This is a genomic window from Arenibacter sp. ARW7G5Y1 (genome assembly GCF_003201775.1).
Taxonomy (GTDB): Bacteria; Bacteroidota; Bacteroidia; order Flavobacteriales; family Flavobacteriaceae; genus Arenibacter.
The window spans coordinates 12,227-28,340 of the sequence record NZ_QJJZ01000008.1 but is presented as its reverse complement, the minus strand read 5'-3'; the positions used below and the strand labels follow the sequence as shown (position 1 = coordinate 28,340).

The following is a 16,114-nucleotide window of genomic DNA, read 5'->3' as shown; positions in this document are numbered from 1 at the left end:
TTCTATTGTTTTTAATGTTTAAGTTATGTTGTCATGATATCGGAAACCCTCATTAGCTCCTTATCAATTTTTGTATGTCCTTTTATTGCCTTACTGATAGGTGTCAGGGTAATTGTATTATCCTGTATCCCCACCATTAAGTTAGTTTTCCCTTCCAATAATGCTTCAACTGCCTTAACGCCCATTCTACTCGCCAAAACACGATCAAAACAAGATGGCGACCCCCCTCTTTGCATATGTCCCAAAACGGATACACGTACATCGTAAATGGGAAGATGTTCTTCTACGTATTCTTTTAGTTCAAAAACATTTTTACCGGTCTTATCCCCTTCCGCTACCACCACTATACTCGATGATTTTCCAGATTGCTTACTGCGCTTCAAGGATTCCAACAATCTTTCGAGACCTAAATTTTCCTCCGGAATCAAAATCTCCTCAGCTCCGGCGCCAACACCTGCATTTAAAGCGATATGACCAACATCCCGGCCCATAACCTCCACAAAGAAGAGTCTATTGTGCGAACTGGCCGTATCCCTAATTTTATCTATACACTCAACAGCCGTATTCAAGGCTGTATCAAATCCTAAAGTATAGGTTGTACCAAAAATATCGTTATCTATGGTACCTGGGATACCGATTACCGGAAAGTCAAATTCCTTATTAAAGGTCAGTGCACCTGTAAAGCTGCCATCCCCACCAATAACGACAAATGCATCTATACCTGCTTTTTTCAATTGATCGTAGGCAATTTGCCTACCTTCCTTGGTCCTAAATGGTAAACAACGAGCCGATTTAAGGATTGTCCCCCCCTTGTTGATAATATTGTTAACACTACGGGCATCCATTACCTTAAAATCACCTTCCATCATGCCTTCGTATCCTCTATAGATACCAACGCATTCTACCTTTAAATAGGCACATGTACGCACTACTGCCCTAATAGCAGCATTCATTCCCGGTGAGTCTCCTCCTGATGTAAAAACACCAATCTTTTTTATTGCTGAAGCCATAAAAATTTTAAAAAGCAAAACTAGCAAACTTATTTCAATAATTGCCCGACTTTGGCTTTAATTTGACAACAATGAGCCACTCCAACGTTTTCGTTGAATAATTTTTTGAAAATTGTTAAATTCATAATCAATTCTTCAGAAAAAGTGATTATTTCGAAATTGCCCAAAACAGCTAAAAAGGCTCAAAAAAATCTTAATTCCTCCCTAAAATTTTACGTAATAATGCCTTAAAACTATCGAAGTCTACTTGATAGGAAAGTCCAACACCCTGGGTATATCCCTGACGGTCTGCCAGGAATTGTTGGATCTCATTTTCCCGATTGAAAATTTTGGCACTAAGGGTCCCTTCTTCGTTCAACAAAATCTGAACTTCCACGTCTCCGGCAACTACGGTTTCCGATACTCCGCCTACCGGGACCCCTACCCTTCCATTGAGCAAAACCCTATCGCTGATCTGGGTAGACAAGGTTACCCCTAACCTATTCTCCGTTTGAATATCCGTGCTCCTGTCCAGAATACCTTGTTCATAAGACAATCCAAAATTTAATTTATCGTTGTCGCCCGCCAACAAGGAATTGAGTATTCCCGAGGCGGACTGTAGAAGATTTCCTGTAACGGCCTGTTGATTGATTCCTGTTTGTTCATTGACAAAAGAGCCTTGAGCCAATAGGAAAAGGGCATTTTTTTCGGCTATTGTGGGGTCTTGCAGTCTGTATTCCAATTCGGACTTGACTATGGAATTGGTACCTGGAAATTCTATCCTCCAATCTATAACCGGACTTTCCAGCTCTCCCGTTAGCCTTACCACTACATCGGTGGGTATACGCCTGGTATATCCCGGATTATCCAAGAGTGGAGCTGGATTTGCATTTAAGGAATAAACGGCTTCCATGTTTAATTGTGCCGCCAAGGGCTCCCTCTCCCAGGTAATGTTACCTCCAGGTTTCACTTTAAAGGTCTTATCTACGATACCGCCAAACTTATAGCGAAACTGTCCCGTCACTACCACAAAATCCCCATACATATTAAATTTACCGTTGGTATTGATCTCTATGAACAAAATTCCAGCTCCAGTTCCCTTTAAGGAACTGCCTGTTTTGGTATCTACAACAATTTCAACCTCCGCATCAGGAGTAACATCCAGGTTAAAAGCCAGCTCAAGACCTTCCACCTCCTTTAAAACCCGTTGGCCCTTATCCGTATCCTCAACTTTCTTTCCCACAAAATTGATAAATGAAAAATCCCCCACACTAACTACATCGCTAATTGGGATTTTTAAGGAAGTACCCCTTGCCGTTTCCCCATCTACATTGATCGTAAGGGCATTGGTAGGTCCAAATATCCTACCCGTACCATTTAAATAGCCAGCTCCATAGTACAACACCTCTTCCTTAAACGGTGTGTTCAATATTAGAAATCGATCATTATTGGTATCCACATCCAAATCCAAACTCCAATCCTTAAACAACTTATGGGTTATGGTACCATCCAAAGTTGCCTTAGTATTCATGGCAACATCGGTAAGTTTGATCTTTTGAAAATTAAAGGTTTGGTCCATTAACTTTACCCGGGAGTAGGGAGCAAAACTATAATCCACATTTAAATAGGGAATGGCAATACCGGCCTCGTTCAAGGACAGTACACCGCTCCAATTAGGGTTGTTTATTGGGCCCTTTAAAATGGCGCTTCCCTGTAACAAGCCCCTTATATTGGTAATAATACCTTCTCCCAAGGGACTAAATGGCTCCAGGTTGAACTTATTGAAGTCCACTATGAGATTTGCCTGTGGAATCTCCTCCCTATTGGAGATATTGCCCACCACACTGAGCTTCTCGAACCCTTTATCCTTCAAGGAAGTGTTCACCACAAAATCCGTTAGATCCCTATTACCCACTATCCCAATGGCCAAATCCCCCAAGGTAATATTGTTGATCCCGAAGTCCTTTATATTTAAATTGGAGGAAGGCAGGTAAACATTATCCTTCTGCAAAACGTTCAAGGTACCATTCACCTCCCCGTGCAATTTAAGACTGTCTATGGAAGGCGTAATCTTCCCCAGGGTAACTATCTTAAACTGTAGCTCTATATCCTTATAGGTTGAATCTGCCAACTGTCCCCTTAGCCTAATTTGTTCCTGTTCATTATTGTTCATTACCACTTCCTCTATGGAAATGCTATCGAGGGTCTTGTTGATTATTACCTTGTTCTTATTGTTTCCATCCTTGTTCAAGATCCATTTATTTCCCTTAAAACTTATATCGGACGTTTTGAGACCGATAACAGATTTATTCTCTTTGTTGAAGGTATGGTAAAAATTGAGGTTGTAACTATCATTATATTCGCTTCCACCTCTAAATTCCGTTCTAAAGAACAATGTATCCTTCAAGGTGGTATTGATCAAATTAAAATCTTTAACGTCATAGTAAGGGGTTGCCAAATCCCCAATGGAGACATAGGTATTGAACAAGGGGTTCTTATTGTCTATTTTAACATCTATACTGTCCAATTCATTGCCGTATGCCACTATACTGGGCGATTTAAAGGTTAGTTTAAAATCTCCCTCATCGGCAATGATATTTCCCTTGATAAAGGTATTGGGATCGAACTTCACCTCTGGAAAAAATACGTCCACAATCTTGTTGTAGATCTTGAAATTAAACGCCAATCTCTGGTTTTCAGATATATTGAACGGTCTATAATTTGTATAAATACTTCCCAAAGAATTTTGCAGCAACCTGCCCAGTTCCTTGACTTTAAAATTGCCCTTCAAAAATCCGGTAATAATATCCGGGGAATTAATATCAATTATACGGGTACTGTCGTTTTCAAAGGTGGATGAAACCTTAAAATCCTCAAAGTAGTAGGTATCATTCTTGTTCTGATAATTGGTTTTGGTAAATTTTATATCCCCTACAATATTATCCAAAGAATTTCCGGAAATATCCATATTAACATCTCCCTTAAAAATGGAAACACTATCATTTATAAAGTTTATCTTTTTGAGATCTGCATAATCTACGGAAGCAATAAAGTTGAAATTATTCCTGTTTTCGGCAAAATCCGCCAATCCCTTAAAACTGAATTTTATATTTTCGTCCTTACACAATAGGGAACCATCAAAAAGTTGTTCCTTTATAATACCTGATACGCTGATATCCTTAAAATCGTAACCGTTAAAATTTAAGGAATACACCTGCCCTATTACCTCGGTATTTAAATATTCCATGACCACTCCCTTGCCCTCCACATTAAAATCCAGGTTGGTAATACCCACATCCTTTCGTTCTATTAGCTCTCCTAGATCAAAATCGATCAAAGAGACAAATCCTTTGTAGGAGGCATCGTCAATATGATCTATATCGGTAAGCTCAAGATCCACATAGCTGCTGCCTATGAGGGTATTTATGTTGGCTTTTGTATTTATTGAGGATTCCGTAATAAGAGCATCGCCCCTAACCGTAAACTGCCCCAATCTTTGGATTGAAGACGGCAATACATCCAAAATATTCGGTAGCAGGGCCCTTAGTTCATAATAATTGGAAGTAACATTCTTCATATTGGCCATTAGGGCAAACTTACCATCCTTAACGAACAAATTTTTAAAATTAAAATCCCCTCGAATACCTGTATTATCCATTGTTAAAAAAAGATCGTTGGTATTCAAGTCGTTCAATACCCCATTGGCTACAGTGGAAAATGTTACTATTTTGTCGCTTCCAAATTGATTATAAAGCAGGTTTACTTCATTCAAGGCCACTGTAGACTCTATAAATTCAGCATCAATTTTTACTTTATTTAAAAAATCCTTAAAGTCTTCCCTATCATAATCGAATACCACCTTGCCCAATAAATTGGATTGAGGCGTTTTAATGCTCAAGGAATCGAAACGCATTTGCTGTTTTGTGTATTTGAATTCGGTAGCCATTTTTTCTACCACTACCCCTCTTGAACTCCGGAAGGACATCTTCTCTATTTTGGAATTTACGTCCGGGCCAATTATGGTAAATTCGGAAGCCGAAATGTTCAGATCGGCAAAATTCAGCATTTCCCTGGTTTCACGGTTTTCATCAATGAGCTTAAATTTACTATCCGTAATTTCTACATCTGCGGACGAAAAATAAAATGGTGGCGTACCGGGTTTACGAGGTTTTTTATCGTCCAACTTATCAATAAATACCTCGAGGTTGGTGTTCTTGTCATCCTGATAGGTCCTAAGCTTAAAATTGAGGCGCTCTATGGCTATGTCCCCAAACTCCAACTTGCCGTTAACCAAATTGCGTACATTTAGGATTGAGGTACTTAAATTGTCTATATAGAACAGGGTATCCTGTTTATAATCTTCAATATAAACGCCTTTAAGTGAGGTATCCCAGGAAATTAGGGAAATCCTTAAGCGGTCAATATTAATGTTGGTGCCAAATTCCTTGTTGATCTCTGTAGTGGCATACTTGGCAAAGCGGGTCTGGACAAAGGGCAAGGAAAGTATTACACTGCCCAAAACGCAAATAAGAACGAGCACCAAAAATACTCTGACCAGGATTTTTCTTAATTTTTTGATAGGGCTTTATGTTTTACCTTTGTACATTCAAATTTTATTCCAAACAAAGTGGATAATCAAACTATTTACATTTTAGCCATTGAATCCTCGTGCGATGACACTTCTGCCGCTGTATTGTGCGGCAATAGGACACTAAGCAATATTGTGGCAACGCAAAAAATACATGAGGAGTATGGGGGGGTTGTTCCCGAACTAGCCTCAAGGGCGCACCAACAAAATATTGTCCCTGTAGTGCACCAAGCATTAGCCAAAGCAAATATCGATAAAAAACAGTTATCCGCCATAGCTTTTACACGTGGACCAGGACTTATGGGATCTTTATTGGTAGGAACCTCCTTTGCCAAGTCCCTTTCCTTGGGATTGGACATTCCATTAATTGAGGTAAACCATATGCAGGCCCATATTTTATCGCACTTTATTGAGGAAGAAAATTACAAAATGCCCTCCTTCCCTTTTTTGGCAATGACCATTAGTGGAGGACATACGCAAATAGTACTGGTAAAGGATTATTTTGACATGGAAATTTTAGGAGAGTCCTTGGATGACGCGGTAGGGGAGGCCTATGACAAGAGCGCAAAAATATTGGGACTACCTTATCCAGGTGGACCCTTGGTAGACAAATATGCCCAGCTTGGCAACCCCAAGGCTTTTCCCTTTCCCAAACCCAAAGTGGACGGACTCAACTTTAGTTTTAGTGGTTTAAAAACGAGTATACTCTATTTTATACAGCGGGAAACAAAAAACAACCCAAATTTTATAACTGAAAACCTGAACGACATCTGTGCTTCCATACAATACACCATCATCAATATCCTAATGGATAAATTAAAAAAGGCCGTAACACAGACGGGAATAACACAAATAGCGATTGGCGGTGGAGTATCGGCAAATTCGGGTATTAGACAGGCCCTAAAAAAAGCGGAGGACAAATGGGGATGGACCACCTATATCCCAAAATTTGAATACTGTACGGACAATGCCGCCATGATAGGTATAGTGGGATATTTAAAATACAAGGGAATGGATTTTGTGGACCAAAGTGTTACCGCCAAGGCGAGATATGTAATTCAATAACCAAATAAAAGGTCCAAGCTTGCCTAATACTTGTTTCCCATTCCCCTATAGTAAGGCATTTTTTTTGAATCGGCCTCTTGAAACTTTAAAATATTATGGCATATAACGAACAGTTTGCACAACGGATCAGGGCTAGTTTTGATTTGCAGCCCCAAGCCGTACGATTTAATATTACCGAAAAAAAAATGTTCGGGGGAATTGCTTTTTTATTTTGCGGAAAAATGACCGTAGGCATTATAAAGGAGAACCTTATGGTAAGGGTGATCTCCAGCAAAATGGATGGGATCCTAAATTCGGAACATGTGCGGCCCATGGATTTTGCAAAACGCCCCATGAAAGAATTTGTATATGTTTCCCAGGAGGGAATCGCCTCAGAGGAACAGCTGCTGAACTACATTGAATTAGGACTGGAACACGCCAAACAAAAATTGAACAAACTCTAAATATCGCTACTAGCCCATGCAACTTTTTTACCACCCTGAATTGGAAAACAACACGGACCAATTTATTTTTCCAACCGATGAAAGCAGGCATATCAGCAAAGTACTGAGGAAAAATTCGGGCGACATATTACAGATCACCAATGGCAAGGGCCTATTTTTTGAAGCTGAAATACTTGTTCCCGATCATAAAAAATGTAGGGCCAAGGTAATTTCCCAAACCCAGGCACCTCCAAAACCATATGAACTCCATATGGTAGTGGCGCCAACAAAACTTAACGACCGCTTTGAGTGGTTTTTGGAGAAGGCAACGGAAATTGGTGTTCATCAAATCACACCCATAATTTGCGAACATTCTGAAAGAAAGGTCATTAAAATGGACAGAATGGAAAAGGTTATCCAAGCCGCCATGAAACAATCCCTACAAGCCTATCTACCACAATTAAATCCGGCCATTCCTTTTAGGGAGTACTTATCACTACCAAAAAATGGGGAGCTTTTTATAGCGCATTGCGAGGATGATAAAAAAAAGGAATTATCCCATTGTGCGTCTGCCAAAAAAAATACAACCGTATTAATAGGACCTGAAGGCGATTTTTCACCTGAAGAAATAAGATTAGCTCAAGAGAACGGATTTAGGGCGGTTGCTTTGGGAAACACAAGGTTGCGAACAGAAACAGCAGCCATCGTGGCCTGTACCACTATTGCCCTAGTAAATTTATAATAGCCTATTGGGGCATATCTTGGTTAGGCATACTTTTATGGTCAATTAAATTTTCTTACGATACCATGAAGTGTTTACACAGCCCTTTTAGTTTTTTAACCCGTTAATATTCTTAAATTTGAATATCACAAACATCCGAGTGCATATGAAGCAGCTAGTTGTAATAATATTGATGTTCAATTTTTATTTGGCCGAAAGTTCACATGCACAGGAAATTGCCATTTTAAAATATGGAGGCGGAGGGGATTGGTACGCCAATCCAACAGGGCTCCCCAACCTAATAAAATTCTGCAATCAACAACTTAGGACTACCATTGACCCCAAACCGCAAACCGTAGAGGTTGGCAGCGCCAATATTTTTCAATACCCCTTTTTACATATGACCGGGCATGGAAATATTTTTTTTACCGAGGAGGAAGCAGAAAACCTAAGGACCTATTTATTGGCAGGGGGATTTTTGCACATAGATGATAATTATGGTATGGAACCTTACCTGCGCAAAGAACTAGCCAAAGTATTTCCAGACAAGGAACTCACGGAATTAGGTGTAGACCACCCCATATTTCGGCAACAATTCCAATTTCCAAAAGGGTTGCCCAAGATACATGAACATGATGGCAAACGGCCGCAGGCGTTTGGCCTATTTGAACAAAACCGCCTGATCCTGCTCTTCACCTTTGAAAGCGACCTTGGGGACGGATGGGAAGACCCGGAAGTACATAACGACCCCCAGGAGGTCCGTCTAAAAGCGTTACAAATGGGCGCCAATATAATCTCCTACGTTTTTAAAAGTTAAAGTATGACATCAAAGACAATTGCGGATGGTATATTGAGGGCACTTGGAATTATTGTGGCCATTGTTATCCTATTGGCCTTCCTCTATAAAATTAGTGCTGTTCTCATATACATTGCCATAGCTGCAGTTGCCAGCTTAATAGGGCGCCCCATAGTTCTGTTTTTTCGCCAAAAGTTAAAATTCAATAATACCATAGCTGTCATAATAACTATGATATTCCTTGTTGGGGTGGTTGCGGGGGTCATTGCCCTATTTGTACCCCTACTTATTCAACAAGGGCAGAATCTATCCCTTCTCAACATAGATGCCTTGCAGACCAATTTAGAGGACCTCTACGGTCAACTCCTTCAATATATTGGAGTTAAATCCGAGGACCTGGAACAAAGTATTAAGGATTCACATTTGTTTTCCAACCTGAACTTTGGAATCCTTCCAGATTTCCTGAACTCCATTATCGGTATATTGGGGAGTTTTAGTGTGGGACTTTTTTCCGTTCTATTTATAGCCTTCTTCTTCCTAAAGGATAGTAAGCTTTTTGAGGAATCCATACTCACACTAATCCCTAGTAACAAGGAAAATAGGTTTCAACATTCCATGGAAACCATCAAAAATTTACTTTCCAGATATTTTGTTGGCCTGGTGTTCCAAATCCTTATCCTATTTATCATTTATTCCATTGTACTATTCATTTTTGGGATTGAAAATGCCATTGTAATAGCTTTTCTCTGTGCCCTTTTAAACCTTATTCCCTATATAGGCCCCATTATTGGAGGGATATTAATGGCGGTTTTAACCATGACCAGTAATGTGGGTGCCGACTTTAGCAGCGTAATTTTACCCAAAACGAGCTATGTTATGATAGGCTTCATCATTGGCCAATTGGTAGATAACTTTTTTTCCCAACCCTTCATTTTCTCCAATAGTGTAAAGTCGCACCCCTTGGAAATTTTCCTGATCATCATCATTGGAGGTCTTCTTCTTGGGGTCGCCGGAATGATAATAGCAGTACCTGGCTATACCGCCATAAAAGTAATCTTAAAGGAATTTTTCTCCGAGAATAAAATTGTAAAATCCCTTACCAAAAATTTATAACCCCGCCTTGAACAAGAATATTCAAACGCCTGAAATTCAGAATTTTATAAATGAAAATTTAAGGACAGAACTTATCTCCCTTTTGTTGAAGCCATTAAACTTGGAAGGTGTTACCAATAAGGAAATTGCGGAACAAATTGAAGCCAAGAGCAGATGCAGGGACAAACTTCCCCTATGGTTTGGCACTGCCAACATATACTACCCCAACAAATTAAACATTGAACAGACCTCTTCCCAAACCACGGCCCTCTATAAAGCTGGAAGAATAAACGGAACCACGCTTTTGGACATGACCGGCGGCTTTGGGGTGGACAGTTACTATTTCAGCCTAAACATAGGACAGGTGCATCATTGTGAAATGGACCGAGAATTATCCGCAATAGCCGACTATAATTTTCAGGTTTTAGGCCGGACCAACATTCGTACCCATGCAGAGGACGGAATAGATTTTCTAAAGAATTCGGACGTTGATTTCGATTGGGTATATATAGATCCCTCCCGCCGTAATGATCTGAAGGGTAAGGTTTTCTTGTTATCGGATTGCATTCCGAATGTCCCCGATCATCTAGGAACAATTTTGACGAAGGCCAAGAATATCATGATAAAAACCTCCCCTCTACTTGATCTGTCGGCCGGTCTTGGCGAGTTACGTTGTGTTAGGGAAATTCATATTGTTGCCGTAAATAATGAAGTAAAGGAAATCCTGTGGATATTGGAACGGGCTTATAAAAATGGAGTATTGATAAAGACGGTAAACCTAAGTGGAACGGCAAAAGAAAAGTTCAGCTTTTCGCTTGATGAGGAAAAATGCGCGCTTTCCAATTACTCGGATCCCTTGGAATATTTATACGAACCCAATCCGGCCATCCTAAAGTCTGGGGCTTTCAAGACAGTTGGGACCAGATATAATTTGCTCAAGTTACATGACCACTCACATTTGTACACCAATGACCATCTCTTGGAATTTCCTGGACGGAGATTTAGAATTGTAAAAACCATTCCTTTTAATAAAAAAGAAATACAAAAACTGGGGATAAAAAAAGCAAATGTCACCGTTAGAAACTTTCCGATAAGCGTGGCGGAAATTAGGAAAAAGTTTAAAATTAAGGATGGAGGGGAAGTTTATCTGTTTTTTACCACCAATCCGGAAGGTGAGAAAATTGTTGTTTATTGTCATAAATTATAAGGGCAGTACGCAGCATGTTATAGCTACAATTAAGTAGCCTAATATTTGAGACTTCTCGTCGCTCATTCTTCGCTCTGTCGGCACTTTCAGGAGTTAGCTTAATTTTGTAGAACACATAGAATATTAACTGCCCTTAGATTTTATTTAGGGGCATTTTTTTATGCCCGATCTTGATTTTTGGACAGGAGGTATGCTCTTGGATCGATTTTGGTGGGGCCTTTGGCCAGGTATCCCATGATTTCTTTTGACCCGCCCTGGATTATGCCGCTTGTTGTAGTGTTCTGGCCATTCGCCTACCGATCTCCAGGGCATTTGCCGTATGGATACCGAAGAATATCCACAAGATCTCTGTCTCTTTGGTCCTGGCCTTGATCTTTTTTAGGTGGTAGTGCTCTTTTTCCTTGCCAAAACTTCCTTCCAGTCGCGTGGCCCTTTCCTTGTTATCATGGCCGCCATCTGTCTGCGCTGCCCTTCGTGTTTCCCTGCCCTTCCCTTGCGCTTGAAGTCGGTCCCTATACCATACTTGGTGGCGAAGCTGCGGTTCTTGTTGGTGGCATAGATGGCATCCGCCCCGGCCAGTCTGGTCCTGGTCCGGGTAAGGTGCTGTACCCTGAAGATGGTATCCTGGAACCGGTTGCCCTCATGGAAGGCATTGAAGTTCAAATGCTCTATGAAGCTGATGCCGTCGATCTGGAACTTGTTGACCTTTGCCCCGAACTCAACGGCCTTTATTTCCTTCCCGCGCACGATCGGCCTGAGATAATCCTTGCCGATACTTACGATACGCCCTGTCGGTTTTTCACCGGTATGGAAGATCCGGTGCTGTTGTTCGTATATCTTTCTTATCGTTGCCCTGCGCCGATGGTACCTCTCCGGCATTCGGAGTCCATGGCCCTTTTCCAGTTTGTCCAGCTCGCCATCGATCTTGTCAAGGAGCAGGAGGAGGCTGCGGTCCAACCTGGTCCGTTTCGACCTGGTCTTGCGCCGCATCTTGCTGTAGGAGATGTTGCGCCTTTTCCATTTCAGATATTTGGTCCGGGGGGTCTTTATCCCCAGGGCCTTACAGATAGCCTTTAGTTGGCGGTAGCTCCAATCCACCGATTCCCATAAAAGTTTCTCGTTGGTGGGGTACCTGAGCTCGCTCTCGTAACAGGTCGCATCCATCACTACACTATGCTTATCGCCGATGTGCGCCGACCAGGAACCGAAAAGTGCCCGTTGGACCTTATCGATATCCATTTTTTTGGCCAGTTCACAACGGATCTCGCTAACGATCTTATAGTTCGTCAGACGCTTGCCCCCAAGATCGATGCCACAGAAGAACTGGTAATCGATATTACCGTTGAGCTGCTCCACCAAACGTCTGTCGGAACATCCGGCATAATGCTTTAGGAACATCAGGGCCAGTTTCCCCTTGGGACCGAATATCGATAGCGGCCCTTTTCGGGCATCGCCCAGACCAAAGGTCCGTACCAGTTCCTCCCATGGAACGGCAGTATAGATCTTCCCGAGGTCTCCCTCCAAAAAGCGATCGAAGAACAGTTCGAACTGCTCGGTGCGCGATGTAAATAAAAAAGTGTGCTGAAAATTGTCGAATCTGCGTATATTGTACATACGTAATTAAGATAATACCCCGTTTTTAGAGCTAGAGACTCATATTCGGGGTTTTGTTTTATCTAAAATACGAATTAATATGCTGAATATCAAGTATTTAATGTACTTCTGAAGGTGCCTCTGTCGAAGTGACTATTATAGTCTAGATTTTACATGGAGTTACATAAAAGATCTTGGAATCACTTAGACAATTTCAATCACAATCCCATTTAAAGTTGGCCACTTTGTCATTGGATGCGGTACCGAGATTGTAATGCCACCATTCGGTCCTTATGGACCAGAAACCATATTTTTCCATGGTCTCCTTTAACAACAGTCTATTGTTCAAGATAGACTGCGGTAAATCCAAATTATCGTGGTATGCCTTTTTTCCAAAAAAATCAAAATCGGTCCCCATATCCAATTCCTCACCATCCAAAGTAACCAGGCTAATATCTACGGCACCACCCTTATTATGGATTGACCCCTTAACCGGATTGGCCACATACTGTGGATTGGGGACAATGGCCCACATTTTATATTGTACATCATTGGGACGATAGCAATCGAAAAATTTTATTTTATACCCTTTTCCGATCAAGTCTTTGTTTGCCAAAAGCAGTGCTCTGGCGGTTTTGACCCTAGTATAACATTCGGCACAATCATAGACCTTCTCCTTTAAGAAATTATTATCGGTGGCATAGCGCAGATCGTATTCAAAATCATCACTATAATCGGCCAACCTTACAAACAAGGTATCGGCCAGGCCTTCAAGGGATTTTAGTTTGGGCTTTATTACTTCTTCTTTCTTACCTACATCGATCATTAACGAATCCACGACCTCCAATTCCGCATCCACATCCTTTTTCAAATTTTTGTTTACGACCATTTCCTTACACCCAAAGAAAAAAGTTATTGCCAAAATGGCCATTCCCTTAAAAGCTGTCCACTTCCTATTCATACATTTCAGTGCCAATTGTTAATCCTTTAATTCACCTAGGTACTTTTTTCCCCACAGCAAATTAACAAAAAAGCCCCTAAAAAGAGGCCTTTATATATTTCCAATAGGGATTGCGAAAAAATACCATTACTTCCCTATTGCCACTATTGATTGATTTAAGTCAACAGCTTGCCATTTTCGTCCCAGGTAGCGATTTCGTTTCTGGTACTCTGATCGATACATTTGGCAACCCATTCTGGATCGTAGGCCACCCCATGTTGTTCCAAGACATCCTCCGGAACACCATCCCATACATTGGGTGTATTTCCTTTATAACCCAGTTCGGCGACTCCTACTTTGGAGGAATAATAACCACAGATAGTTAATCCCCGCATCAAATAGAAAAATTGTATTTCGAGTGGTTGCGTCTCCAACGATTTATCAGGATCATGATAACATATGGTATCCAATATCTGCTTTTGCTGTTCCAGGATAGCCAATTTAAATTCGGTTCCAAAATCTGTATTGCTTTTATGATCCAGCCACATTAACCCCCCCTTAAGGGTAAGCTGCAATTCTGGGATATCCTTGCCCATAAATTCGATAAATTCCGGGACCTCTGCCTCAATCGGCCCTCCATTGGGTTCTCTGGGAGGAAGTATTACGGTACTCAATACCGCAATGGTCTCCATTTCGTGTTCGGTAAAAAGCTGTTCTGCATTTAATTTTTCAATAAGTTCCAACTCCTCTGGAGTACGACCAAAATAATGGGTATTTTCGGCTGCGGCTATGGCCTCCTTTGCAGAATCGGGTCCATCTGTCTTACAGCCATGAAACGCCAAGGCAGATGCACCGGCACCTAGAATTATTGTCTGTATACTTTTTCTTCTATCCATGGTCTAGATATTTTGCTGTTTTAATTGTTCAATAATATAGTCACTGGCTCGCCAAGATAATGCCAAAATAGTCCAAGTACAGTTCTTATCCGCCTGGGAAGTAAAAGGTCCCGCATCAACAATAAAGACATTGTCCACATCGTGTAATTGATTGAATTTATTAGTGACCGATGTTTTGGGATCATTGCCCATTCTGGTAGTACCAACTTCGTGAATAATACGTCCGGGCGCCTCAAGTCCATAGTCGCGGTCCTTACCAGGCTTTTCCCCTAAAGGTTCTGCCCCAATATTGTGGAAAATCTCTTCAAAAGTGTCCTGCATATGCTTGGCCTGATTTTTCTCAAATTGGGACCATTTATAATTAAACTTCAATACGGGAATGCCAAATTGATCCACGGTGGTAGGGTCTATTTCACAATAGTTCTCCTTACGGGCAATACCTTCGCCCCTTCCGGCAATCCCTAGTACGGATCCGTAATATTTTTTAACATCATCCCGTAAGCTATCCCCATAACCCCCTACTTTGAGCCCAAAGAATTTGTTGAATTCATTGGGGTTGAAACTAAAACCATAACCAGGCATTTTCATCCCTCCTCCGACTTCTATATGATAGCCTCTAGGGAAATCCAACTTGGAGTTATCTCCCCACCAAGGCGAGTACACATGGTTACTTCCCACTCCGTCCTCGTTATAGGATACTTTCCTGTTCATCAATGCCGGTACAAAAGCGGCTCTACTGGCCCCAGTGGAATCGTGCAAATATTTACCCACGAGGTCACTGCTATTTCCCAAGCCGTTTGGATGTTGTTTGCTTTTCGAATTCAAAAGAATACGGGCGGAACTACAGGCAGAAGCAGCCAAAACTACCACCTTGCCCCTTAATTTGTATTCTTTTCTATCGTCCTTACTGATGTAGGACACTCCCGTTGCCTTACCCTCCTCATTGGTAGTAACTTCCCTCACAACACAATTGACGAATAATTTAATTCGGCCCCCGCTTTTTTGTGCAGGAAATATTAAACAACTCCCGGATGAGAAATCGGCATAAACCGAACAGGAACGTGAACATTGTCCGCAGTAAAAACACACACCACGTTCTGTATTGATTCTTTTGGTGAGCATGGAAAGTCTACCGGGAATAGTAGGTATTCCCGCCTTTTTTGCCCCATTTATATAAAAAATCTCATGCAATCTTGGTTTTGGCGGAGGCAGAAAGAAACCATCCGGATCATTTTCCAGTCCTTCATTGGTACCAAACACCCCGATTAGTTTATCTACCTTATCATAATATGGTTTTACATCCTCATACCCAATTGGCCAGTCCTCCCCATGACCATCCCTGGTCTTCCCCTTAAAATCCTTTGGCCCAAAACGAAGGGAAATCCTTCCCCAGTGATTGGTACGCCCACCCAACATGTGAGATCGGAACCAATCAAATTCCGTACCAGGCTCACGTGTATATGGCTCCCCCTCTATCTCCCAACCGCCATAAGCAGCATCAAATTCCCCAAATGCCCTAGTAGTATTTGCTCCCCTTCTAGGAGATTCGTAATTCCATTTTAACTGATTCATGGTTTTCGGATCTGCCGGATCAAAAAATGGACCGGCCTCTACTACCGCAACATTGAGGCCGGCGTCGGCCAATTGCTTTGTGGCCATACCGCCACCAGCACCCGAGCCAACAATTATTACATCATAAATTTCTGAGGATTCTTTTATCTGCATATTGGAATGAATTAATAATGAACTTCAATATAAGTTTAAAACGAAATCAAAATAGAATTTTTTATCCAAAGAACCTGAAA

12 protein-coding genes are annotated in these 16,114 nt (G+C 41.3%); 6 read left to right on the top strand and 6 right to left on the bottom strand.

Annotated features, from left to right (window positions below):
* Positions 1-23 precede the first annotated feature (23 nt).
* Together pfkA and C7972_RS12575 are read right to left on the bottom strand one after the other, a co-directional pair.
* The gene (gene pfkA / locus C7972_RS12580; protein WP_110356538.1) at positions 24-1,010 is read right to left on the bottom strand and encodes a 6-phosphofructokinase; all 987 of its coding nucleotides are present in this window, start codon (positions 1,008-1,010) and stop codon (positions 24-26) included.
* Positions 1,011-1,203: 193 nt separating this feature from the next.
* Entirely contained in the window at positions 1,204-5,508 is a 4,305-nt protein-coding gene (locus C7972_RS12575) for a translocation/assembly module TamB domain-containing protein (RefSeq protein WP_258364838.1), read from the bottom strand.
* 108 nt (positions 5,509-5,616) lie between these two features.
* Between C7972_RS12575 and tsaD the strand changes: the two genes are divergently transcribed.
* From tsaD to C7972_RS12545, 6 genes are all read left to right on the top strand, one after another.
* The gene (gene tsaD / locus C7972_RS12570) at positions 5,617-6,642 is read left to right on the top strand and encodes a tRNA (adenosine(37)-N6)-threonylcarbamoyltransferase complex transferase subunit TsaD (protein WP_110356537.1); all 1,026 of its coding nucleotides are present in this window, start codon (positions 5,617-5,619) and stop codon (positions 6,640-6,642) included.
* 95 nt (positions 6,643-6,737) lie between these two features.
* The gene (locus tag C7972_RS12565) at positions 6,738-7,085 is read left to right on the top strand and encodes a TfoX/Sxy family protein (protein WP_110356536.1); all 348 of its coding nucleotides are present in this window, start codon (positions 6,738-6,740) and stop codon (positions 7,083-7,085) included.
* A gap of 16 nt (positions 7,086-7,101) precedes the next feature.
* Positions 7,102-7,806, top strand: a complete 705-nt coding sequence (locus C7972_RS12560) for a 16S rRNA (uracil(1498)-N(3))-methyltransferase (protein WP_110356535.1) — start codon at positions 7,102-7,104, stop codon at positions 7,804-7,806.
* 145 nt (positions 7,807-7,951) lie between these two features.
* Positions 7,952-8,602: a DUF4159 domain-containing protein gene (locus C7972_RS12555; protein ID WP_110356534.1), complete on the top strand. Its 651-nt coding sequence runs from the start codon at positions 7,952-7,954 to the stop codon at positions 8,600-8,602.
* 3 nt (positions 8,603-8,605) lie between these two features.
* Entirely contained in the window at positions 8,606-9,694 is a 1,089-nt protein-coding gene (locus C7972_RS12550; protein WP_110356533.1) for an AI-2E family transporter, read from the top strand.
* A 7-nt stretch (positions 9,695-9,701) separates the two neighbouring features.
* Positions 9,702-10,880 carry a class I SAM-dependent methyltransferase gene (locus tag C7972_RS12545; RefSeq protein ID WP_110356532.1) on the top strand — a complete coding sequence of 393 codons (1,179 nt, stop codon included), beginning with the start codon at positions 9,702-9,704 and terminating at the stop codon, positions 10,878-10,880.
* A 378-nt stretch (positions 10,881-11,258) separates the two neighbouring features.
* On the opposite strand, the gene C7972_RS23830 is transcribed toward C7972_RS12545, so the two are convergent.
* From C7972_RS23830 to C7972_RS12520, 4 genes are all read right to left on the bottom strand, one after another.
* Positions 11,259-12,494 (bottom strand): transposase, encoded by a 1,236-nt coding sequence (locus C7972_RS23830; protein WP_181422882.1) that lies wholly within the window; start codon positions 12,492-12,494, stop codon positions 11,259-11,261.
* A 193-nt stretch (positions 12,495-12,687) separates the two neighbouring features.
* Entirely contained in the window at positions 12,688-13,434 is a 747-nt protein-coding gene (locus C7972_RS12530) for a M15 family metallopeptidase (RefSeq protein ID WP_258364837.1), read from the bottom strand.
* A 155-nt stretch (positions 13,435-13,589) separates the two neighbouring features.
* A complete protein-coding gene (locus C7972_RS12525) occupies positions 13,590-14,309 on the bottom strand; it encodes a gluconate 2-dehydrogenase subunit 3 family protein (RefSeq protein WP_110356531.1) in 720 nt (239 codons plus the stop codon).
* A gap of 3 nt (positions 14,310-14,312) precedes the next feature.
* A complete protein-coding gene (locus C7972_RS12520) occupies positions 14,313-16,034 on the bottom strand; it encodes a GMC family oxidoreductase (RefSeq protein WP_110356530.1) in 1,722 nt (573 codons plus the stop codon).
* Positions 16,035-16,114 lie beyond the last annotated feature (80 nt).

Bases quoted from the DNA above. Each gene is read 5' to 3' on its own strand.
- pfkA (WP_110356538.1), bottom strand. From the start codon at position 1,010: ATGGCTTCAGCAATAAAAAAGATTGGTGTTTTTACATCAGGAGGAGAC.
- C7972_RS12565 (WP_110356536.1), top strand. From the start codon at position 6,738: ATGGCATATAACGAACAGTTTGCACAACGGATCAGGGCTAGTTTTGAT.
- C7972_RS12560 (WP_110356535.1), top strand. From the start codon at position 7,102: ATGCAACTTTTTTACCACCCTGAATTGGAAAACAACACGGACCAATTT.
- C7972_RS12555 (WP_110356534.1), top strand. From the start codon at position 7,952: ATGAAGCAGCTAGTTGTAATAATATTGATGTTCAATTTTTATTTGGCC.
- C7972_RS12550 (WP_110356533.1), top strand. From the start codon at position 8,606: ATGACATCAAAGACAATTGCGGATGGTATATTGAGGGCACTTGGAATT.
- C7972_RS23830 (WP_181422882.1), bottom strand. From the start codon at position 12,494: ATGTACAATATACGCAGATTCGACAATTTTCAGCACACTTTTTTATTT.
- C7972_RS12530 (WP_258364837.1), bottom strand. From the start codon at position 13,434: ATGAATAGGAAGTGGACAGCTTTTAAGGGAATGGCCATTTTGGCAATA.
- C7972_RS12525 (WP_110356531.1), bottom strand. From the start codon at position 14,309: ATGGATAGAAGAAAAAGTATACAGACAATAATTCTAGGTGCCGGTGCA.
- C7972_RS12520 (WP_110356530.1), bottom strand. From the start codon at position 16,034: ATGCAGATAAAAGAATCCTCAGAAATTTATGATGTAATAATTGTTGGC.